The following is a 19,938-nucleotide window of genomic DNA, read 5'->3' as shown; positions in this document are numbered from 1 at the left end:
ATCCGGAACGTAGCCTCATCTGGTGAACGCAACATGGCCAACGCATGTCGCCATGGTGCCGCGTCGAACGGCGCCGGCGGAAATCCGGTGAGGCCGCCCCGACCCGGCTCTGTACCATCGTGGGCAAGCGGCGGACCTGCCGCCATGAACCCTACCGACGAATGGGGAGTACACGGTGTCCGAGATCCGGGTGACCATCGACCGCCGAGGCGAACGGGCCGAGCGGACGGTCACCGCGGGCACGACCGTGGGCGAGCTGTTCGCCGAGCTGTACCAGGGCGACCGCTCGAACATCGCCGGCCGGGTCGGCGGCGTGCTGGTCGACCTCGCCCGCGTCCTCGGCGACGGGGACCTGGTCGAGCCGGTCGCGATCGACTCCGAGGACGGGCGCGCCATCCTGCGCCACTCCACCGCGCACGTCATGGCGCAGGCGGTCCAGGAGGTCTTCCCCGAGTCGAAGCTCGGCATCGGGCCGCCGATCCGGGACGGCTTCTACTACGACTTCCAGGTCGCCCGGCCGTTCACCCCCGAGGACCTGAAGGCGATCGAGCAGAAGATGCAGGCGATCGTCAAGCAGGGCCAGCGGTTCTCCCGCCGCCCGGTCACCGACGACGACGCACGCGGGGAACTGGCCGGCGAGCCGTTCAAGCTGGAGCTGATCGGGCTCAAGAGCTCCGCGGCCACCGCCGCCGACGGCGCCTCCGCCGAGGTCGGCGCGGGCGAGCTGACCATCTATGACAACCTCGACCCGAAGAGCGGCGAGCTGTGCTGGAAGGACCTGTGCCGCGGCCCGCACCTGCCGACCACCCGCAACATCCCGGCGTTCAAGCTGATGCGCTCGGCCGCCGCGTACTGGCGCGGCAGCGAGAAGAACCCGCAGCTTCAGCGCATCTATGGCACCGCCTGGGAGTCGAGGGAGGCGCTCAAGGCGCACCTGGACTTCCTGGCCGAGGCGGAGAAGCGCGACCACCGCAAGCTCGGGGCCGAACTCGACCTGTTCTCCATCCCCGACGAGATCGGGTCCGGCCTGGCGGTCTTCCACCCCAAGGGCGGGATCATCCGGCGCGAGATGGAGGCCTACTCGCGCAAGCGCCACGAGGAGTCCGGGTACGAGTTCGTCTACACCCCGCACACCACCAAGGGCACCCTGTACGAGCTCTCCGGCCACCTGGACTGGTACGCCGAAGGCATGTACCCGCCCATGGAGCTGGACGAGGGCCAGAAGTACTACATGAAGCCCATGAACTGCCCCATGCACAACCTGATCTTCCGCGCCCGGGGCCGTTCCTACCGCGAGCTGCCGCTGCGCCTGTTCGAGTTCGGCACCGTCTACCGGTACGAGAAGTCGGGCGTGGTCCACGGCCTGACCCGGGCCCGCGGCTTCACCCAGGACGACGCGCACATCTACTGCACCACCGAGCAGATGCCGGACGAGCTCGACAGCCTGCTGACGTTCGTGCTCGACCTTCTGCGCGACTACGGCCTGAGCGACTTCTATCTGGAGCTGTCCACCCGCGACCCGGAGAAGTCGATCGGCACCGAAGAGACCTGGGCGGAGGCCACCGAGGCGCTGCGCCAGGCCGCGCTCAAGCAGAACCTCGAGCTGGTGGACGACCCGGGCGGCGCGGCGTTCTACGGCCCGAAGATCTCGGTCCAGGCCAAGGACGCGATCGGCCGCACCTGGCAGCTGTCGACCATCCAGGTCGACTTCAACCAGCCCGAGCGCTTCGAGCTCGAATACACCGGCGCCGACGGCGCCCGACACCGCCCGGTGATGATCCACCGCGCCCTGTTCGGCTCGATCGAGCGGTTCTTCGCGGTGCTGCTGGAGCACTATGCGGGCGCTTTCCCGGCGTGGCTCGCCCCTGTTCAAGTGGTCGGAATCCCCATCACCGACGCGCATGTGCCCTACCTCGACGAGGTGGCCGCCACGCTGAGAGCAGAAGGCATCCGGGTCGAAGTGGACTCCTCCGACGACCGAATGCAGAAGAAGATCCGCAACGCCCAGAAGGACAAGGTCCCCTTCATGCTCTTGGTGGGCGACGAGGACGCTGCCAAGGGCGCAGTCTCCTTCCGCTACCGCAACGGCGAGCAGAAGAACGGCGTCCCGATCGCGGAGGCGGTCGCCGAGATCGTCGCCGCGGTCCGCGAGCGCCGCTGACCTGCACGAGTGCCACACCGGGCGGCCGCCGCGAAAGCCGCGGCCGCCCGGCTATTCGCGAGTTCGCACGCCTTCCGGAATTGCCACACGGATGAATGGTCGAGGTGCGTGCGAGCGACGGCCGAGACGCGCGGCCAATCGCTTTCTGCATGCCTGCGTGATGTCAACAACGACGATCGCGGGTCCGACAATGCCGCTGTGATTGAACGTCTCGCCGGGCGCGAGCACGGCACGCGCGTTTCCGCGGAAGATGTGGTTGACGCGCGTCGGCTTGAGTGACGGCAGCGCGGCGTATCCGAGCGCTCCCGCGGCACGCGGATGAGCACATATGCTGGCGGCCATGGACGCGCGGACGGAGACCGGTGAGACGGAGGGTGTTCACGGCGGCTCTGACGGGCCCGGTGTGCCGGACGACGTCGAACGCCTGTGGATGCCGCACCGGATGGCGTACATCAAGGGCGAGAACAAGCCGATCAGCGGGGCGGTGGGGGAGTGCCCGTTCTGCCGCGTGCCCAAACTGGACGACGCCGACGGCCTGATCGTCGCGCGCGGAACGCTCGTCTACGCCGTGCTCAACCTGTATCCGTACAGCCCCGGCCACCTGATGATCTGCCCGTATCGGCACGTCGCGGACTACACCGACCTCGACGCGCGGGAGACCGTCGAACTCGCGACCTTCACCCAGCGCGGGATGCGTGCGCTGCGGGCCGCGTCCAACCCGCACGGCTTCAACCTCGGCATGAACCAGGGCGCGGTCGCCGGCGCCGGGATCGCGGCGCACCTGCACCAGCACATCGTGCCGCGGTGGGGCGGCGACGCGAACTTCATGGCGGTGATCGGGCGTACCAGGGTCCTGCCGCAACTGCTCGCGGACACCCGCGAGGTGGTCGCGGAAAGCTGGGCGAAGGTCGAGGCGGAGTCGGCCGACGATCCGGAGTCTGACGCGGAAGGCCCGGACGACCGGGGGACGGGCCCGGTGTCGTAGGCCGCACCGGCCGCCCAATAACGCCTCCAGCACTTCCACGTGCGCTGCGGCGTGCACGCCGTCGCGGCTCCGGTGTCCACCGAAATACGACCATAGATTTAGTGGATTGTTACCGGATTCCGCGGCTCTGCACCGGTGTCATAACAAATTGGGTACGGACCATGATCCCTTCCAACCGCCACCCCACCTGCTGCGTTAACTGGGGTGTACGAAGCGGCGCCCGGGGTCGGCGCCGCCCGGGCACGACGCACAGCGAGGGGAACAGACGCAGTCATGGGGGTCATGGACCAAGATCACGATGCGGCGTCCGGGACCGCGGACCCGCCGGGAGTACCGGGCATGATGCCGCGGTACCGCACCAGGACGCACCGGATGACGCCGCACGGGGGCGGCGCAGGGAACCCGTCCGTCGAATTCCCCAGCGATCCGACCGTCACACCGGCGTCTTCTCCGGCTCCGGCCCCGGCTTCGCCGCCGTCCCGCCGCCGGGCCCTGCTCGCGCGCCTGCGTGACGGCGAGTTCGGCGATCCGCTGCGCAGTGATCCGTGGCACTGGCCGCTGCTGACCGCCTGGACCGCCCTGTGGTTCAGCGCCAAGGCGGTCAAGGGCGGCCAGTCCTGGCACTTCTCCGCCCTAGGTGCGCAGCTGTTGTGGGAAGGCGCCGCAAAGCACCAGCCCGCCGGCGGGCTCGAGTTGTTCGCGAACTACCCGCGGCTGCAGAGCGGCCCGCTCACCTTCACCGTGGCCGAGCCGATCACCTGGCTCGCCCCGCACAACGGCCTGGTCGCCGCCGAACTGGTGATGACCTTCCTCGGCCTGGTCGTGCTGTTCGCCGTCGAGCGGGCGGCGTTCGCCCTGCGGCGCGACATCCCGGTCTCGCGGGTGCGCTGGACCATCCTCGGCGGCGGCATGGTGCTCATCCCGCTCTGGGCGCTGACCGGCGTCTGGTACGCCCACTTCGACGACGTCCTCGCGCTGACCTTCGCCGCGCTCGCGGTCTGGGCCGCCGCCGTGCGCCGGCCGGTGCTGCTCGGCGGCTGCGTGGCGTTCGCGGTGGATTCGAAGCCGTGGGCGGCGGCGTTCCTCCCGCTGATCTTCGCGATGCCCGGCTCGGTGTGGCGGCGCGCCGGCGGCTCGGCCCACCGGGACCCGTCCCGGCGCGTCGCGCTCGGCACCTGCATCGCGCTCATCGTCGCCGCCTGGCTGCCGTTCCTCATGGCCGACCCGAACAGCCTCAACGCGGCCGGATTCACCATCCACAACGTGCCCGACTCGGCGCTGCGCGCGCTCGGCGTGACCGATCCGACCACCCCCGCCTGGGACCGGCCCGCGCAGATCGCCTTCGGGTGCCTGTTCGGCGGGCTCGCGGTGTGGCGGCGCCGCTGGCCCGCCGCGATCCTCATCGGCGTGTGCGCCCGGATCGCGCTCGAGCCCAACGACTACGCCTACTACTTCGCCGGGCTGATCGTCGGCGCGCTGTGCTGGGACCTGCTCGGTGCCAAGAGCCCGCGGCCGATGACCACGCTCAGCCTGACCGCTCTGGTCTTCGCGCTGCCCACGCTGGGCATTTCGCCGCAGTTCCAAGGCAACATCAAGCTGTGGACGATGATCGGCGCGACGCTGGTCGCGCTGGCCGGACCGGCCGCCCGCACGGCCGCGGACACCCTCACGGTCGGCGGCACGCCAAAGCGGCGGACCGGCCCCTTTGCCGGTCCGCCGCAGCCCTCTTCAGCTCTCGGCAGCCTCCGCGACGATCTTGGCGGCGAGCTGCGCGGGCATGGGTTCGTGCCGGAGGTACTCCCGCGTGAACACGCCCGTTCCGTGCGAGAGCGACCGTAGCTCCACCGGGTAGCGGGCCAGCTCGGTCTCGGGCACCTCGGCCCGCACCAGCGTGCGCCCGGCCGCGTCCGGCTCGGTGCCCAGCACCCGGCCGCGCCGCCCGGACAGGTCGCCCATCACCGCGCCGAGGAACTCGTCCGCGACCCGGATCTCCACCGCGTCCACCGGCTCCAGCAGCGCGCCCTGGACCTTGCCCGCCGCGTCCTTGAGCGCCAGCGCGCCCGCCGTCTGGAACGCCATGTCCGACGAGTCGACCGAGTGCGCCTTCCCGTCGAACAGCGTCACCCTCAGGTCCACGATGGGGTACCCGGCGAAGACCCCGCGCTCGAGCTGCGTGCGCACGCCCTTCTCGACCGACGGGATGAACTGTCGCGGCACTGCGCCGCCGACCACCTTGTCGACGAACTCGAACCCAGACCCGTTCGGCAGCGGCTCCACCTGGATGTCGCAGATCGCGTACTGGCCGTGCCCGCCGGATTGCTTGACGTGCCGCCCGTGCCCGCCCGCCGGCGCCGTGAAGGTCTCCCGCAGCGACACCCGGTGCGGCACCGTTTCCACCGCCACGCCGTAGCGGGTCGACAGCCGGTCGAGCACCACGTCGCGGTGTGCCTCGCCCATGCACCACAGCACCAGCTGGTGCGTCTCCGGGTTGATCTCCAGCCGCAGCGTCGGATCCTCCGCCACCAGCCGCCCGAGCGCCTGGCTGAGCTTGTCCTCGTCCGACTTCGCCTTCGCCAGCACCGCGATCGGGAGCAGCGGATCGGGCATCACCCAAGGCTCCATCAGCGCGGGGTCGTCCTTCGCGGACAGCGTGTCACCGGTTTCCGCGTGCGAGAGTTTCGCCACCGCCACGATGTCGCCGGCCACCGCCTGCTGCACCGGCCGCTGCGTCTTGCCCAGGGGGCAGGAGAGCGCGCCGACCTTCTCGTCCACGTCGTGGTCCGGGTGCCCGCGCTCGGCCCGGCCGTGCCCGGAGACGTGCACCGGCTGCTCGGGGCGCAGCGTCCCGGAGAACACCCGCACCAGCGAGATCCGCCCCACGTACGGGTCCGAGGTCGTCTTGACCACCTCGGCCACCAGCGGCCCGGCCGGGTCACAGGCCAGCGGTTCCTTCGGCGCCCCGTTCGGCGTGGTAACCGCCGGGATCGAGTGCTCGCCGGGCGCCGGGAAGCCCTTCGTGATCAGCTCCAGCAGCTCGATCGTGCCCACCCGGGCCGTCCCGTCCGCCTGCGCCGAGGCGTCGTGGCCGGTCGGGCTCACCGGCAGCACCGGGTAGAAGTGGCCGCGCGCCACCGCGGTCTCCAGATCGTCGATCAGCACCTTGACGTCGATCTGCTCGCCGCCGAGGTACCGGTCCATCAGCGACTCGTCCTCGCTCTCCGCGATGATCCCCTCGATCAGCGCGTTGCGCGGGCCCTCGATCAGCTCCAAGTGCTCCGGATCGGCGTCGTTCTCGGCCCGGCCGCCCTCGCTGTAGTCGTAGATCCGCTGGGAAAGCAGCCCGATCAGCCCTCCGACCTGCTCGGCGTCGTCGAGCAGCGGAAGGTACAGCGGCTGCACCCCGTCGCCGAACACCCGCTGGCAGATCGCCACCATCTCGTCGAAGTCCGCGCGCGGGCTGTCCAGCTTCGTCACCACCACGGCGCGCGGCATCTCGACCGCCGCGCACTCCTCCCACAGCAGCTGCGTCGCTCCGTCCACCCCGTCCGCGGCCGACACCACGAACAGCGCGGCGTCGGCGGCGCGCAGGCCGGCCCGCAGGTCCCCGACGAAGTCCGCGTATCCGGGCGCATCCAGCAGATTCACCTTGATCCCGCCGAACTCCAGCGGGGCCAGGCCCAGGGAGACCGAGCGCCCGAGCCGGTGCTCGATCTCGTCCGAATCGGTGACCGTGGAGCCGTCCTCCACCCGCCCCGGCCGGGCGATGGTGCCCGTGGCCGTGAGCAACGCCTCCACCAGGGTCGTCTTCCCGGCGCCGGTGTGCCCGACCAGGACCACGTTGCGCACGTTGTCCGGCCGATCGGCCTCCGGCGCCCTGGCATCCCTGCCGCGCATGCTCCCGCTCTTGTCGGCCATGATTCCCTCCGGCGTGCTCTCTCGGTAACGCGCTGTTTGCCGATGCTTGCAGACAACTCCTCATCGAAGCGCCCGACAAGCCCCCGAACGCAGCCTTCCACCCGGCCGGGGCAGCCGCGAGCCGGGCGCGCACCCCGGTTGACCGCGAGGGTCCCGGCGAGCGCGCGCCCCGATACCAATACGATGGGCGCCGCGGTCCGCGCACGGGCTGCCTTCGCGCCGCAGACGACGCTGGGATAATGGGACTTACATGCTGAACCGCTACGCGCGGGCCTTCTTCACCCGTGTGCTCACGCCGACCGCGCGCTGGTTGCTGAGCCTCGGGGTCGGGCCGGACGCCGTGACCATCGCCGGCACGCTCGGCGTCTGCGTCACGGCGCTGGTGTTCTTCCCGCGCGGGCACTTCTTCTGGGGCACGGTCGCGGTGACCGCGTTCATCTTCTCCGACCTGCTCGACGGCACCATGGCGCGGCTGGCCGGGCGGGTGTCCAAGTGGGGCGGCTTCCTCGACGCCACCCTCGACCGGTTCGGCGACGCGGCGATCTTCGGCGGCCTGGCCTATTACTTCGGCGCGGTGCACGACCGCGTCATGTTCATCCTGTCGATGGTGTGCCTGGTCTCCGGAGCGGTCACCTCGTACGCGCGGGCGAAGGCCGAGTCGCTCGGCTACGAGTGCGCGGTCGGGCTCGTCGAGCGCGGCGAGCGGCTGGTCGGGTCGCTGGTCGCCACCGGCCTGGCCGGCCTCGGCGTCCCGTTCATCCAGGCGATCGCCCTGTGGGGACTCGCGATCGGCTCCACGCTCACCGTCATCCAGCGCATCATGCACGTGCGCAAGCAGGCGCTGCCGGGCACCCCGCCCGCACCGCCAGAACCCGATACCCAGCCACGCCCGGAGACTGCCGGATGAGCCGACTGTCACAGCAACTCACCTACCGCCTCTACGCCTTTGGGTGGGGCGTGGTGAAGCGGATGCCCGAGCGGACCGCGTACAAGCTGTTCGAACTGATCGCGGACCGGATCTGGGCCAGGCGGGGCAAGGGCGTCACCCGGCTCGAACTCAACCTCGCCCGGGTGCTCGGCCCGGAAGCCACGCCCGAGCGCGTGCGCGAGGTCTCGCACCAGGGCATGCGCAACTACCTGCGCTACTGGTGCGACGTGTTCCGGCTGGAGACCTGGTCGCAGGAACGGGCAGACAGCACCTTCCATGTAGCCAGCGAGAACCTCGAGGACGGCATGGCGTCCGGCCGCGGGGTGGTCCTCGCGCTGCCGCACATGGGCAACTGGGACCACGCGGGCTTCTGGGCGGCCGGGCAGTTCAACGGCTTCGCCACCGTGATGGAGCGGCTCAAGCCGGAACCGCTGTACGAGCGCTTCGTCGCATACCGCGAGTCCGTCGGCATGGAGGTGCTGCCGCTGACCGGCGGCCAGAGCTCCTTCCTCGGACTCGTGCGGCGGCTCAAGGCGGGCGGCCTGGTCTGCCTGGTGGCCGAGCGCGACCTGACCGACCGCGGCGTCCCGGTCCAGTTCTTCGGCGAGACCACGAAGCTGCCGGCCGGGCCCGCCGCGCTCGCCCTGTCGACCGGCGCGCTGCTGCTCCCGGTGACGCTCTGGTACGAGAAGGACTACCAGCGCGCCATCGTGCACCCCGAGATCAAGCCGCCGGCCGAGGGCACCCGCGACCAGAAGGTCGCCGACATGTGCCAGCGGCTCGCCGACGTCTTCGCGCAGGGGATCGCCGAGCACCCGGCCGACTGGCACATGCTCCAGCGGCTGTGGCTCGTCGACCTCGACCCCGCGCACGACCCCGCCGCCGGAGAAGCCACGCGCGAGGAACGCAAGGAACGCGCGGAAGAAGCACAGTCGGCCGCGGGGCCTGGGCAATAGGCGGCCGCGGTGAAGATCGGAATCGTGTGCCCCTACTCCTGGGACGTGCCTGGCGGCGTGCAGTTCCACGTCCGCGACTTGGCCGCGCACTTGATCAACCTGGGGCACGAGGTCTCGGTCCTGGTCCCCTCCGATGAAGACACGCCGCTGCCGCCCTACGTTGTCTCGGCCGGGCGCGCGGTCCCGGTGCCGTATAACGGCTCGGTGGCCCGGCTCAGCTTCGGCTTCATGTCGGCCGCGCGGGTGCGCCGCTGGCTGCACGAGGGCAAGTTCGACGTCCTGCACCTGCACGAGCCCGCGGCGCCGTCGCTGTCCCTGCTGGCCTGCTGGGCGGCGGCCGGTCCGGTGGTCGCGACGTTCCACACCGCGAACCCCCGCTCGCGCGCGATGACCGCCGCCTTCCCGATCCTCCAGGCCGCGATGGAGAAGATCAACGCGCGCATCGCGGTCAGCGAGTACGCCCGGCGCACCCTGGTCGAGCACCTGGGCGGCGACGCCGTCGTGATCCCGAACGGCGTCGACGTCGGCTACTTCGCCGCCGCGGCGCCGAATCCGGAGTGGACCACCCCGGACGCCGAGCGGGACACCGGCGGCACGATCGGCTTCATGGGCCGGTTCGAGGAGCCGCGCAAGGGCCTGCCGGTGCTGCTCGAGGCCTTCCCCGCGATCATGGAGGCCCGGCCGAACACGCGCCTGCTGGTCGCCGGGCGCGGCGATGCGGAAGAAGCGCTCAAGGCACTGCCCGCACACGTCCGCGACAACGTCACGTTCCTCGGCATGGTCTCCGATGAAGCGCGCGCACGGCTGTTGCGCTCGGTCGACATCTACTGTGCGCCGAACACCGGCGGTGAGTCCTTCGGCATCATCCTGGTCGAGGCGATGAGCGCGGGCGCCCCGGTCCTCGCCTCCGACCTGGACGCGTTTTCCCTGGTCCTCGACGGCGGAGCGGCCGGGCGGCTGTTCCCCAACGGCGACGCGGGCGCCCTCGCCAAGGCCGCGATCGACCTGCTTGGCGACCCCGGCCAGCGCAGCGCCCTCCGCGAAGCCGCCTCCACCGCCGTGCGCCGCTACGACTGGTCCGTCGTCGCCGCCGACATCCTGGCGATCTACGAGATGGTCACCGAGTCGACCGCCCGCGTGAGCACCGACAACAGGACCGGCACCGGGACCAGTACCGGAACTGGTGCGGCGATCTGGCGGGGCCACCGGTGAAATTGGTCCTCACCCAGTACACCGGGACACTCGTCCTCGTCCTGGTCCTGATCCTGCTGTTCGGCCTCTACCTCAGCTGGACCGCCACCCGCCTCGACCGGCTCCACGTGCGCCTCGACGCAGCGAAGGTCGCTCTCGACGCACAGCTAGTAAGGCGCTCGGCGGCGACCCTCGAGCTGGCCAGGTCCGGACTCGTGGACGTGGCGACGGCGGTCATCCTGGCGACAGCCGCGCGCGAGAGCCAAGTCGCGCCGGAAGACGAGCGCGAGGGCGTGGAATCGGCGCTGACCCGCGACCTGCGCGCGGCGTTCGACGACCCCGCGCAAATCGAGCAGCTCAGCCAAACCCCCGAAGGCGCCGAACTGGTCCGCGAACTCGGCGCAGCGATCCGCCGCGTGCAGCTGGCCCGGCGCTTCCACAACGAATCCGTCCTCGCGGTCCGCCACCTGCGCGGCCACCGCCGCGTCCGCACCTTCCGCCTGGCCGGCCGCGCCCCGGACAAGCCGACCTTCGACTTCGACGACGAGCCCCCGGCCGCCTTCGTGCGGTGACGTCGTTTTAGCGCTAAAATGGTGCTATTATGCCGCCATGGCAGACGAAGAAGAGATCACAAGCAATCTCACCATCCGCGGGATTCCCGCGAAGGTACGCAAGACTCTCGCCGCACGGGCCAAGGACCACCACCAGTCCCTGAACTCCTACATTGTGGAGCGGCTCACGCTTGACGCCGAGACGCCGACGATGGCGGAGGCGATCGCGAGGCTCGAAGCGACCCGCGTGAAGTTCGGCGTCACCAGCGACGACGTTGTGGCCGCAGTGCGCGCGGTACGCGATGAAGAGGATGCCAAATGGGGCTGATCGTGGTTGACGCCTCGGCGATCGTCGAGATGATGGCCCCTGATGACGCGTCCCGGTGTGCGGCCGTTACCGCTCGGCTCTCTTTGGGAGACGCAGCCTATGCGCCAGCCCACCTCGATCTGGAGGTAGCTGCCGCGATTCGGGGCATCTTTCGACGCAAGACCAATCCCGCTGAGGCGGCGCCCGCTCTCCTTCGCGATTTTTACGACCTGCCGATCAGGCGGGAGCGGCTTTCGTCCGAGGCGTATCTGCGGGTCTGGCGCTTGCGCGACAACATGACCGCGTATGACGCGGCATACGTCGCGCTGGCGGAAGAGTTGGGCGCCTCACTGGTCACCTGCGACGCGAAGTTCCTGTCGCCTCCCGGCGTCTCGTGCGCGATCGAACTGATCAGGTGACCGTGACCAGGTGACCGCGTGATCACCACCCGCGGTTGGCAGTGCGTAAAGCCGCTGGCTTAAGCCCGACATGCGGCGCGGCGGAGCTGGAATCGCCAGGCCATAAGATGGTGCGGTAATCCCTACGTCTGAAGTCGCGAGCGAGGTATCCGTGACCACCGCACCCACCCCCGAGTCGGCCGCCGCGCAGACCCCCCAGCTCGGCACCGCCCGCGTCAAGCGAGGCATGGCCGAGATGCTCAAGGGCGGCGTGATCATGGACGTGGTCACCGCCGAGCAGGCCAAGGTCGCCGAGGACGCCGGTGCGGTCGCCGTCATGGCCCTGGAGCGGGTCCCGGCCGACATCCGCAAGGACGGCGGCGTCGCGCGCATGTCCGACCCCGACATGATCGACGGGATCATCAACGCGGTCTCCATCCCGGTCATGGCCAAGGCGCGGATCGGCCACTTCGTCGAGGCCCAGGTCCTCCAGGCGCTCGGCGTGGACTACGTCGACGAGTCCGAGGTCCTCACCCCCGCCGACGAGGCGCACCACATCGACAAGTGGGCCTTCACCGTGCCGTTCGTCTGCGGCGCCACCAACCTGGGCGAGGAGCTGCGCCGGATCGCCGAGGGCGCCGCGATGATCCGGTCCAAGGGCGAGGCGGGCACCGGCAACGTGGTCGAGGCCACCCGCCACATGCGCCAGATCCGCTCCGACATCCGCCGGCTGGCCACCCTCGACGAGTCCGAGCTGTTCCTCGCGGCGAAGGACCTCCAGGCGCCGTACGAGATCGTCAAGGAGGTCGCGGCCACCGGCAAGCTGCCGGTCGTGCTGTTCACCGCCGGCGGCATCGCGACCCCGGCCGACGCCGCGATGATGATGCAGCTGGGCGCCGAGGGCGTGTTCGTCGGCTCCGGCATCTTCAAGTCCGGCGATCCGGCCAAGCGCGCCGCCGCGATCGTCAAGGCGACCACCTTCCACGACGACCCCGACGTGCTCGCCAAGGTCTCCCGCGGGCTGGGCGAGCCGATGGTCGGCATCAACATCGACGTGCTGCCCGAGTCCGAGCGCTACGCCGGGCGCGGTTGGTAGAGCGGCGGAACCGACTTATGGCCGACCCGGTGACGATTGGCGTGCTCGCGCTGCAGGGAGACGTGCGCGAGCACATCGCCGCGCTCGAATCCGTCGGCGCCCGCGCCGTGCCGGTCCGCCGTGCGAGCGAGCTGGACGCCGTCGAGGCGCTCGTGATCCCCGGCGGCGAGTCCACCGCGATGTGGAGGCTGGCGACCGCCTTCGACATGTTCGAACCGGTGCGCAAGCGCCTCGCCGACGGCATGCCCGCGTACGGCTCGTGCGCCGGGATGATCATGCTCGCCGACCGGGTCCTCGACGCCGTGGCCGGCCAGGAGACCTTCGGCGGCCTGGACATCACAGTGCGGCGCAACGCGTTCGGCCGCCAGGTCGACTCCTTCGAGGAGCCGATCGCCTTCGAGGGGATCGACCGCGAGCTGCGCGCGGTGTTCATTCGTGCGCCGTGGGTCGAGGAGATCGGGGACGGCGGGCCGGCGGACGGGGGCGTGCAGGTACTGGCGCGCGTAACGGCGGGTCCCGGCGCGGGTAGGATCGTCGCCGTCCGGCAGGGCGTGCTCATGGCCACCTCGTTCCATCCGGAGCTGACCGGGGACAACCGGGTCCACGGCTTCTTCGCTGATCTGGTGCGCGCCGCCCGCTGACGCACGAACGTACGAGTACGAGTCCGCGATGGCGGGGTTCGGGAAGAGGGAGCGAAGGGTATGTCCGGCCACTCCAAGTGGGCGACCACGAAGCACAAGAAGGCCGTGATCGACGCCAAGCGCGGCAAGCTCTTCGCGAAGATGATCAAGAACATCGAGGTCGCCGCGCGCACCGGCGGCGGCGACCCGGGCGGCAACCCCACGCTCTACGACGCCATCCAGAAGGCGAAGAAGAGCTCCGTCCCGAACGACAACATCGACCGGGCGATCAAGCGCGGATCGGGCGCGGAGGCCGGCGGCGCCGAATATCAGACCATCATGTACGAGGGCTACGGCCCGAACGGCGTGGCGGTGCTGATCGAGTGCCTGACCGACAACCGCAACCGGGCCGCCTCCGAAGTGCGCGTCGCGATGACGCGCAACGGCGGCTCGATGGCCGACCCCGGCTCGGTCTCCTACCTGTTCGGGCGCAAGGGCCAGGTCATCGTGCCCAAGTCGGACGGCCTGACCGAGGACGTCATCCTCGAAGCGGTGCTCGAGGCCGGCGCCGAGGAGGTCAACGACCTCGGCGACTCCTTCGAGGTGATCAGCGAGCCGGCCGACCTGGTCCCGGTGCGCACCGCGCTCCAGGACGCCAAGATCGACTACGACTCGGCCGAAGCCCCCTTCCTGCCGACCATGCAGGTCCAGCTGGACGAGGAAGGCGCGCGCAAGATCTTCAAGCTGATCGACGCCCTCGAGGACAGCGACGACGTGCAGAACGTGTACGCCAACTTCGACGTCTCCGACGAGATCATGGCCGCCCTCGACGAGTGATCCGACGCGGAGCGAAAGTCCAACCGTCTGCACGGCTCAGCTCGGGACATACTCGGAGCGGAGTTCTCTTCCGTACCGAGGAGCCGGTCATGTCCAAGACCTTTTGCTTGCACTTCGCCTCCCTGCTGGCGACCGACGAGCCGTGAGAGTCCTCGGCGTAGACCCGGGCCTGACGCGCATGGGCGTCGGGGTGGTGGAAGGGCGCATCGGGGCGCCTATGCGGATGGTGGCCGCGGGTGTGCTGCGCAGCCCGGCCGACGCGCCGATTGCCGAGCGGCTGCTCGTGATCGAGGGGCAGGTCGAGCAGTGGCTCGATGAGCACAACCCGGATGCTGTGGCCGTGGAGCGGATGTTCGCGCAGGAGGGCGTTCGTACGATCATGGGCACCGCTCAGGCGGCCGGGGTCGCGATGGTCGCAGCCGCGCGGCGCGGGCTTCCTGTGGCGCTACACACGCCGAGCGAAGTGAAGGCGGCCATCACGGGGGACGGGCGCGCGCAGAAGGAACAGGTCGCGGCCATGGTCGTGCGGATCCTGAAGCTCAGCTCGGCGCCTAAGCCGGTCGACGCAACCGACGCGCTGGCCCTGGCGATCTGCCACGTGTGGCGCGGGGGAGCGGCCGACCGGATCGCCGAGGCGCTTCAACGCCAAGGAGTGTCGCTGCCCTCCGGTAACGTGCCGATGCACAGGGAACGTGGACGGCGGAAGGGCGGCTTCAGGTGAACGGCTGTCGGATTGCGGGCCGATCGTGATCGCCTTCGTCGAAGGAGAGGTCGACGCGCTGGCCCCGGACGGCGCCGTGGTGAAGGTCGGCGGCGTCGGACTGCTGCTGCACTGCGCGCCCGCGACCCTCGCTAACCTGACGGTCGGTCAGCGCGCCCGGCTGGCCACGAGTCTGATCGTGCGTGAGGATTCGCTGACGCTTTACGGCTTCGCGGACGACGACGAGCGCACCGTCTTCGAACTCCTCCAGACCGCGAGCGGGGTCGGGCCACGAGTGGCCCAGGCCATGCTCGCCACCCACCGCCCCGACACCTTGCGCACGATCTTCGCCACCCAGGACGCCCGCGCCCTCACCCTCGTCCCCGGGATCGGCCCCAAGGGTGCGCAGAAGCTGCTATTGGAGCTCAAGGGCCGCTTGGGAGCGCCGACTGGCACCGTTCACGCGCAGGCTGCCGCAGGCGGAGCAGCTGCCGCGCCCGGCGTGACCCCGTGGCGCGGACAACTGCTCGAGGCGTTGACCGGCCTCGGCTGGACCGCGCGTGACGCAGAGGCCGCGCTTGCAGACGTCGAGCCGGTCGCCGCCGAGGCCGAGGCGCGCGGCGAATCCCCGCAACTCCCCGTCCTGCTGCGCGCCGCGCTGCGCAGCCTGAAGCGATAAAGAACAACGGGGGCAGGCATGTCTAGCGATTCGCGCCTGATGGACGCCGGGGCTGACAACGAGGAGCGCGCAGCTGAGGCGGCGCTGCGCCCTAAGTCGCTCCAGGACTTCGTCGGCCAGCACAAGGTGTGCGAGCAGCTCGAACTTGTGCTGCACGCGGCGCGCAAGCGCGGCGGCGCGCCGGACCACATCCTGCTGGCCGGGCCGCCCGGCCTCGGCAAGACCACGCTGTCGATGATCATCGCGGCCGAGATGGGCGTCCCGATCCGGATCACCTCGGGTCCCGCGATCCAGCACGCCGGCGATCTGGCCGCGATCCTGTCCTCGCTCACCGAGAACGAGGTGCTGTTCCTCGACGAGATCCACCGGATGTCCCGGCCCGCCGAGGAAATGCTCTACATGGCGATGGAGGACTACCGGGTCGACGTCATCGTCGGCAAGGGGCCGGGCGCCACCGCGATCCCGCTCGAGCTGCCGCCGTTCACCCTCGTCGGCGCGACCACCCGGTCCGGCCTGCTGTCGGCCCCGCTGCGCGACCGCTTCGGCTTCACCGGCCACATGGAGTTCTACGAGCCCGACGACCTGGTGCGGATCGTGCGCCGTTCCGCCCGGCTGCTCGATGTCGGAATCGCGGACGAGGGCGCGGCCGAGATCGCCTCGCGCTCGCGCGGCACCCCGCGCATCGTGAACCGCCTTCTGCGCCGGGTCAGGGACTACGCCGAGGTCAGGAGCGACGGGCGGATCAGCCTCGACGTGGCACGGGCCGCCCTGGAGGTGTACGAGGTCGACGAGCGCGGTCTCGACCGCCTCGACCGCGCGGTCCTCGGCGCATTGCTGCGGCTGTTCAACGGCGGCCCGGTCGGCCTCTCCACGCTCGCGGTCGCGATCGGTGAGGAGACGGACACGGTGGAGGAGGTCGCCGAGCCCTTCCTCGTCCGCCAAGGTCTGCTCGCCCGCACCCCGCGCGGCCGGATCGCGACGGCCGCGGCCTGGGCGCACCTCGGGATGCAGGTGCCCGCCCACATCCAACCTGGGGGAATCCCGAATCAGCCGGGACTGTTCGGGGACGCGCCCTAACCGCCGGACTCCTGTCATAATGTCCCTAGAGCGGCACACAGCGCCGCTCCGACGCGGTCCGCCTTTGCTCCGCGACCGCCCGTCATTGTTTCGTCTGGGTGCGAGCGCATAGACTCCGCGTGACCTGGAGTGCCCTCGTGTGCTCCGCGCACCCGACCGAACCCGTGCAGACCGCGCGAGCCGGTCCCGATAGGACAGCCGACTAAATCATGCAGCTACTGCTCATCTACATCGTCGTCATCGGCGGCGTGTTCCTCTTCATGACCACCCGCGGCAACAAGCGGCGGCAGAATCAGGCCGCCCAGTTGCAGTCCGCGCTCATCGTCGGCGCGGAAGTGCGCACGATCGGGGGACTCGTCGGCGAGGTCGTCGAGGTGACCGACGAGCACGTCCTGGTGGAGACCACGCCGGGGGTCAAGCTCCGGTTCGTGAAATCGGCCGTCGCCGGGGTCATCTCGCCCGTCGAGGCGGAGCCGTTCGAGTCCGAGGTCGAGGCCGCGGACGAGGAGTCCGAGGCCGAGCCCCGCGACAGCGTCGAGTCCGAGGCTGAGGCCGGGACCGACGAGTCGGCCGCCGACGAGGAATCCTCCGTCGAGGACGCCCCGCACAGCGCGCAGCCGGTCAAGAGTTAAGTTCCGCCCAGGCCCGTGGATTATCAGACTTTTGCCTGAACTCGGCGGGTCGGGAACCATAGGGCGGCCATGGGTCGTCCCTCTCACGGACTTGACTTCGAGCGGCCCGCCGGCCCGCCGGGGCGCGCCTGTCGCCCCGTGCGTGACCGACGGCCGGCGGGGGCGGCCGTGCCGAGACAGTAGACACAGGAGAAGTGCGACGTGGCTGCGAGGAAACCGCGGAGCAAGCGCGGGTCACGCGGATGGGTGGCGCGCGGGGGCGAGGGACAACGGCGGGCACTGCCGCTGACCATCCTTGCGGGCTTGATCGTGACGCTGTACGCGGTGATGTTCGGGATCGGGAACCTGACCCCCCGGCTCGCCATCGACCTGGCCGGCGGCACCAGCGCGATCTATACCGCCACCCCCGCGCCCGGCACCAGCACGATCCCGGCCGGCTCGGTCGGCGAAGCCGTGACGATCATGCAGGAGCGGGTGAACGCGTTCGGCGTCTCCGAGGCCCAGGTCTCACAGCAGGGTTCGAACACGATCCAGGTGGAGATCCCCGGCCACAACTCGCAGACGCTGGTCAACGAGATCGGCTCGACCGCGCACCTGTACTTCCGGCCGGTCCTCGAGGAAGCCCAGGCCACCGCGACCGCCTCCCCGTCCGCCTCGCCGAAGGCATCGGGCTCGACGACGCCATCGCCGTCGCCGTCGCCGTCCGCGTCCTCCTCCGTTAAGGCGCCCGCTTCGCCCTCCGCGAGCGCGACCGCCAAGGCATCCGGTCAGGCCGAGTCGATGACGCAGCTCAAGGACGCCGCGAGCGCGAGCGCCACCGCGGCCGCCTCGAGCACCGCCAAGGCATCCTCCTCCGCGACCCCCGCGGCCAGCGCCTCCCCGTCGGCGAGTACGGCCGCCTCGGCCTCGCAGACCGCGGCGACCAACGAGTTCGCCACCCTCAACTGCGCCGACAAGACCGCGGTCAAGGCGGCGGCCCTGGCCCTGCCGACCGACTACATCGCCACCTGCGACACCACCAACCAGGTCAAGTACCTGCTCGGCCCTTCCCAGGTGGACGGCAAGGACGTCACGAGCGCGCAGTCCGTCCCGGTTACCGCCAACGGCAACGTGACCGGCGCCTGGCAGGTCCTGCTGAGCTTCGACGCCAAGGGCACCAAGGACTTCGCCAACGCCACCAGCACGCTGTACCAGCAGTACACCAGCCAGACCGGCTCCGGACAGTTCGCCATCGTGCTCGACGGCGTGGTCCAGTCGGCTCCGGCGGTCAACCAGGGTGCCATCACCGGCGGCCAGGCGCAGATCACGGGCACTTTCACGCAGAGCCAGACGGACACCCTGGCCACGGTGCTGAACTACGGCGCGCTGCCGCTGACGTTCAACGTCTCGCAGGTCTCGATCGTGTCCCCGACGCTCGGTGGCAACGAGTTGACCGGTGGCCTGATCGCCGGCGCCATCGGGCTCGGCCTGGTGTTCCTGTACGTCATCTTCTACTACCGGGGCCTGGCCGCGGTCGCCATCTCCAGCCTGCTGATCGCCGGGACGGTCACCTACGGCTCCGCGGTGCTGCTCGGCCCGCTGATGGGCTTCACGCTCTCGCTCGCCGGCGTCGCCGGTCTGATCGTGGCGATCGGTATCACGGCCGACTCGTTCGTCGTGTTCTTCGAACGACTACGCGACGAGGTGCGCGAAGGCCGGACCTTGCGCACCGCCGTCGAGCACGGCTGGACCCGGGCCCGGCGCACCATCGTCGCGTCGGACTTCGTGTCCTTCCTCGCCGCCGCGGTGCTGTACATCATGTCGATCGGCTCGGTGAAGGGTTTCGCCTTCACCCTCGGTCTGACCACGATCATCGACATCGTGGTGGTCTTCCTGTTCACCAAGCCGTTGATCTCACTGTTGGCCCAGACCGAGTTCTTCGGGGGCGGCCACAAGTGGTCCGGCCTTGATCCGGAACGGCTCGGCGGTAAGCGGACGAGCTGGGGCGCCGTCCCGGCCAAGCGAATGACCATCGCCGAGCGGCGCCGGGCCGAGCAGGCGGCCGCGGCCGCCGAGGGCTCGGACACCGACGCGAAGAGCGACGCGACGAAGCGGGTGGAGGCCTGATGTCCCGGCTCGGTTCCTTCGGCAACCGCCTCTACCGCGGCGAGGTCTCCTACGACATCGTCGGGCGCCGCAAGCGCTGGCTGACGATCTTCGGCGCGCTGCTGCTCGCCTCGATCCTCGGCGTGGCGTTGCGCGGCCTGCACTTCAGCGTGGACTTCAAGGGCGGTTCGGTGATCACCGTGCCGACCGCGACCATGAGCAGTGACCAGGTCGTCTCGATCGCCAGTGGCGACGGGGTACCCGCCCCGACCGTGCAGGTGCAGCAGATCGTCGGCGGCGGTCGGCAGGTCACCGTGACCACGACCACGATCACCACCGCGACCCAGCAGAAGCTGACCGCGGACCTGGCGCGGGCGGCCGGGGTCGATCAGTCGAAGATCACCGTCGAGCAGGTGGGCGCCAGCTGGGGCCACGACATCTCGGTGCAGGCGCTCCAGGCGCTGGTGGTGTTCCTGATCCTGCTCGCGATCTACCTGGCGATCTTCTTCGAGTGGAAGATGGCCGTGGCGGCGCTCACCTCGCTGATCAACGTCATCGTGATCACCGTCGGGGTGTACGCCTGGTCCGGCCTGGAGGTCTCCCCGGCGACCGTGGTCGGCTTCCTGACCATCCTCGGTTACGCGATGTACGACGCGGTCGTGGTGTTCGACAAGGTCAAGGAGAACAAGAAACTGCTGGTCGACACCGGCAAGATGGGTTACGGTCCGGCCGCGAACCTGGCCGTGAACCAGACCCTGGTGCGCTCGGTGAACACCTCCCTGATCGCGTTGATCCCGGTGGCGGCGCTGCTGTTCGGCGG

At 70.1% G+C, this 19,938-nt stretch carries 19 protein-coding genes; 18 read left to right on the top strand and 1 reads right to left on the bottom strand.

Annotated features, from left to right (window positions below):
* The first annotated feature begins 175 nt into the window (after positions 1–175).
* The 3 genes from thrS to VGZ32_RS24755 all read left to right on the top strand — a co-directional run bounded on the left by thrS (position 176) and on the right by VGZ32_RS24755 (position 4,985).
* The gene (thrS, locus tag VGZ32_RS24765; protein WP_326888591.1) at positions 176–2,161 is read left to right on the top strand and encodes a threonine--tRNA ligase; all 1,986 of its coding nucleotides are present in this window, start codon (positions 176–178) and stop codon (positions 2,159–2,161) included.
* A 340-nt stretch (positions 2,162–2,501) separates the two neighbouring features.
* Entirely contained in the window at positions 2,502–3,146 is a 645-nt protein-coding gene (locus VGZ32_RS24760) for an HIT domain-containing protein (protein ID WP_326888590.1), read from the top strand.
* Positions 3,147–3,428: 282 nt separating this feature from the next.
* A complete protein-coding gene (locus VGZ32_RS24755) occupies positions 3,429–4,985 on the top strand; it encodes a hypothetical protein (protein WP_326888589.1) in 1,557 nt (518 codons plus the stop codon).
* Here VGZ32_RS24755 and VGZ32_RS24750 read toward each other — a convergent pair.
* On the bottom strand, positions 4,875–7,061 hold the full coding sequence (locus VGZ32_RS24750; RefSeq protein WP_326888588.1) for an elongation factor G-like protein EF-G2: 2,187 nt from the start codon (positions 7,059–7,061) through the stop codon (positions 4,875–4,877). The genes VGZ32_RS24755 and VGZ32_RS24750 overlap by 111 nt on opposite strands.
* 250 nt (positions 7,062–7,311) lie before the next feature.
* Here VGZ32_RS24750 and pgsA point away from each other — a divergent pair, with 250 nt between their 5' ends.
* From pgsA to secF, 15 genes are all read left to right on the top strand, one after another.
* The gene (pgsA, locus tag VGZ32_RS24745; RefSeq protein WP_326888587.1) at positions 7,312–7,968 is read left to right on the top strand and encodes a phosphatidylinositol phosphate synthase; all 657 of its coding nucleotides are present in this window, start codon (positions 7,312–7,314) and stop codon (positions 7,966–7,968) included.
* Positions 7,965–8,945: a phosphatidylinositol mannoside acyltransferase gene (locus VGZ32_RS24740; protein ID WP_326888586.1), complete on the top strand. Its 981-nt coding sequence runs from the start codon at positions 7,965–7,967 to the stop codon at positions 8,943–8,945. The genes pgsA and VGZ32_RS24740 overlap by 4 nt, the downstream gene beginning before the upstream one ends.
* A 9-nt stretch (positions 8,946–8,954) precedes the next feature.
* Positions 8,955–10,157, top strand: a complete 1,203-nt coding sequence (locus VGZ32_RS24735; RefSeq protein WP_326888585.1) for a glycosyltransferase family 4 protein — start codon at positions 8,955–8,957, stop codon at positions 10,155–10,157.
* Positions 10,154–10,708 carry a hypothetical protein gene (locus VGZ32_RS24730; RefSeq protein ID WP_326888584.1) on the top strand — a complete coding sequence of 185 codons (555 nt, stop codon included), beginning with the start codon at positions 10,154–10,156 and terminating at the stop codon, positions 10,706–10,708. Before VGZ32_RS24735 ends, VGZ32_RS24730 begins: the two co-directional genes overlap by 4 nt.
* Positions 10,709–10,745: 37 nt before the next feature.
* Positions 10,746–11,015: a FitA-like ribbon-helix-helix domain-containing protein gene (locus tag VGZ32_RS24725; protein WP_326888583.1), complete on the top strand. Its 270-nt coding sequence runs from the start codon at positions 10,746–10,748 to the stop codon at positions 11,013–11,015.
* Positions 11,006–11,413: a type II toxin-antitoxin system VapC family toxin gene (locus VGZ32_RS24720; protein WP_326888582.1), complete on the top strand. Its 408-nt coding sequence runs from the start codon at positions 11,006–11,008 to the stop codon at positions 11,411–11,413. The genes VGZ32_RS24725 and VGZ32_RS24720 overlap by 10 nt, the downstream gene beginning before the upstream one ends.
* Before the next feature lie 151 nt (positions 11,414–11,564).
* Complete coding sequence (gene pdxS, locus VGZ32_RS24715) at positions 11,565–12,488, top strand: pyridoxal 5'-phosphate synthase lyase subunit PdxS (protein WP_326888581.1); 924 nt, start codon at positions 11,565–11,567, stop codon at positions 12,486–12,488.
* A gap of 17 nt (positions 12,489–12,505) precedes the next feature.
* Complete coding sequence (gene pdxT / locus VGZ32_RS24710) at positions 12,506–13,129, top strand: pyridoxal 5'-phosphate synthase glutaminase subunit PdxT (RefSeq protein ID WP_349263738.1); 624 nt, start codon at positions 12,506–12,508, stop codon at positions 13,127–13,129.
* Positions 13,130–13,189: 60 nt separating this feature from the next.
* Positions 13,190–13,945 (top strand): YebC/PmpR family DNA-binding transcriptional regulator, encoded by a 756-nt coding sequence (locus VGZ32_RS24705; protein ID WP_326888579.1) that lies wholly within the window; start codon positions 13,190–13,192, stop codon positions 13,943–13,945.
* A 142-nt stretch (positions 13,946–14,087) separates the two neighbouring features.
* Entirely contained in the window at positions 14,088–14,666 is a 579-nt protein-coding gene (ruvC, locus tag VGZ32_RS24700) for a crossover junction endodeoxyribonuclease RuvC (RefSeq protein ID WP_326888578.1), read from the top strand.
* Between the two features lie 25 nt (positions 14,667–14,691).
* A complete protein-coding gene (ruvA, locus tag VGZ32_RS24695) occupies positions 14,692–15,324 on the top strand; it encodes a Holliday junction branch migration protein RuvA (protein ID WP_326888577.1) in 633 nt (210 codons plus the stop codon).
* An 18-nt stretch (positions 15,325–15,342) separates the two neighbouring features.
* Entirely contained in the window at positions 15,343–16,401 is a 1,059-nt protein-coding gene (ruvB, locus tag VGZ32_RS24690) for a Holliday junction branch migration DNA helicase RuvB (RefSeq protein ID WP_326888576.1), read from the top strand.
* A gap of 209 nt (positions 16,402–16,610) precedes the next feature.
* Positions 16,611–17,033 carry a preprotein translocase subunit YajC gene (yajC, locus tag VGZ32_RS24685; protein WP_326888575.1) on the top strand — a complete coding sequence of 141 codons (423 nt, stop codon included), beginning with the start codon at positions 16,611–16,613 and terminating at the stop codon, positions 17,031–17,033.
* Positions 17,034–17,342: 309 nt separating this feature from the next.
* A complete protein-coding gene (secD, locus tag VGZ32_RS24680) occupies positions 17,343–19,139 on the top strand; it encodes a protein translocase subunit SecD (protein WP_326888619.1) in 1,797 nt (598 codons plus the stop codon).
* Positions 19,139–19,938 (top strand): protein translocase subunit SecF (gene secF / locus VGZ32_RS24675; RefSeq protein WP_326888574.1); only part of this gene is annotated, 800 nt, incomplete at its 3' end. The genes secD and secF, both read left to right, overlap by 1 nt.

The sequence above is a fragment of the Actinocrinis sp. genome (assembly GCF_035938995.1).
Classification (GTDB): Bacteria; Actinomycetota; Actinomycetes; order Streptomycetales; family Catenulisporaceae; genus DASZGI01.
The sequence above is the reverse complement of the archived record's forward strand: the minus strand, read 5'-3'. Positions and strand labels throughout refer to the sequence as shown.

Bases quoted from the DNA above. Each gene is read 5' to 3' on its own strand.
- VGZ32_RS24760 (WP_326888590.1), top strand. From the start codon at position 2,502: ATGGACGCGCGGACGGAGACCGGTGAGACGGAGGGTGTTCACGGCGGC.
- VGZ32_RS24755 (WP_326888589.1), top strand. From the start codon at position 3,429: ATGGACCAAGATCACGATGCGGCGTCCGGGACCGCGGACCCGCCGGGA.
- VGZ32_RS24750 (WP_326888588.1), bottom strand. From the start codon at position 7,061: ATGGCCGACAAGAGCGGGAGCATGCGCGGCAGGGATGCCAGGGCGCCG.
- pgsA (WP_326888587.1), top strand. From the start codon at position 7,312: ATGCTGAACCGCTACGCGCGGGCCTTCTTCACCCGTGTGCTCACGCCG.
- VGZ32_RS24740 (WP_326888586.1), top strand. From the start codon at position 7,965: ATGAGCCGACTGTCACAGCAACTCACCTACCGCCTCTACGCCTTTGGG.
- VGZ32_RS24725 (WP_326888583.1), top strand. From the start codon at position 10,746: ATGGCAGACGAAGAAGAGATCACAAGCAATCTCACCATCCGCGGGATT.
- VGZ32_RS24720 (WP_326888582.1), top strand. From the start codon at position 11,006: ATGGGGCTGATCGTGGTTGACGCCTCGGCGATCGTCGAGATGATGGCC.
- pdxT (WP_349263738.1), top strand. From the start codon at position 12,506: ATGGCCGACCCGGTGACGATTGGCGTGCTCGCGCTGCAGGGAGACGTG.
- VGZ32_RS24705 (WP_326888579.1), top strand. From the start codon at position 13,190: ATGTCCGGCCACTCCAAGTGGGCGACCACGAAGCACAAGAAGGCCGTG.
- ruvB (WP_326888576.1), top strand. From the start codon at position 15,343: ATGTCTAGCGATTCGCGCCTGATGGACGCCGGGGCTGACAACGAGGAG.
- yajC (WP_326888575.1), top strand. From the start codon at position 16,611: ATGCAGCTACTGCTCATCTACATCGTCGTCATCGGCGGCGTGTTCCTC.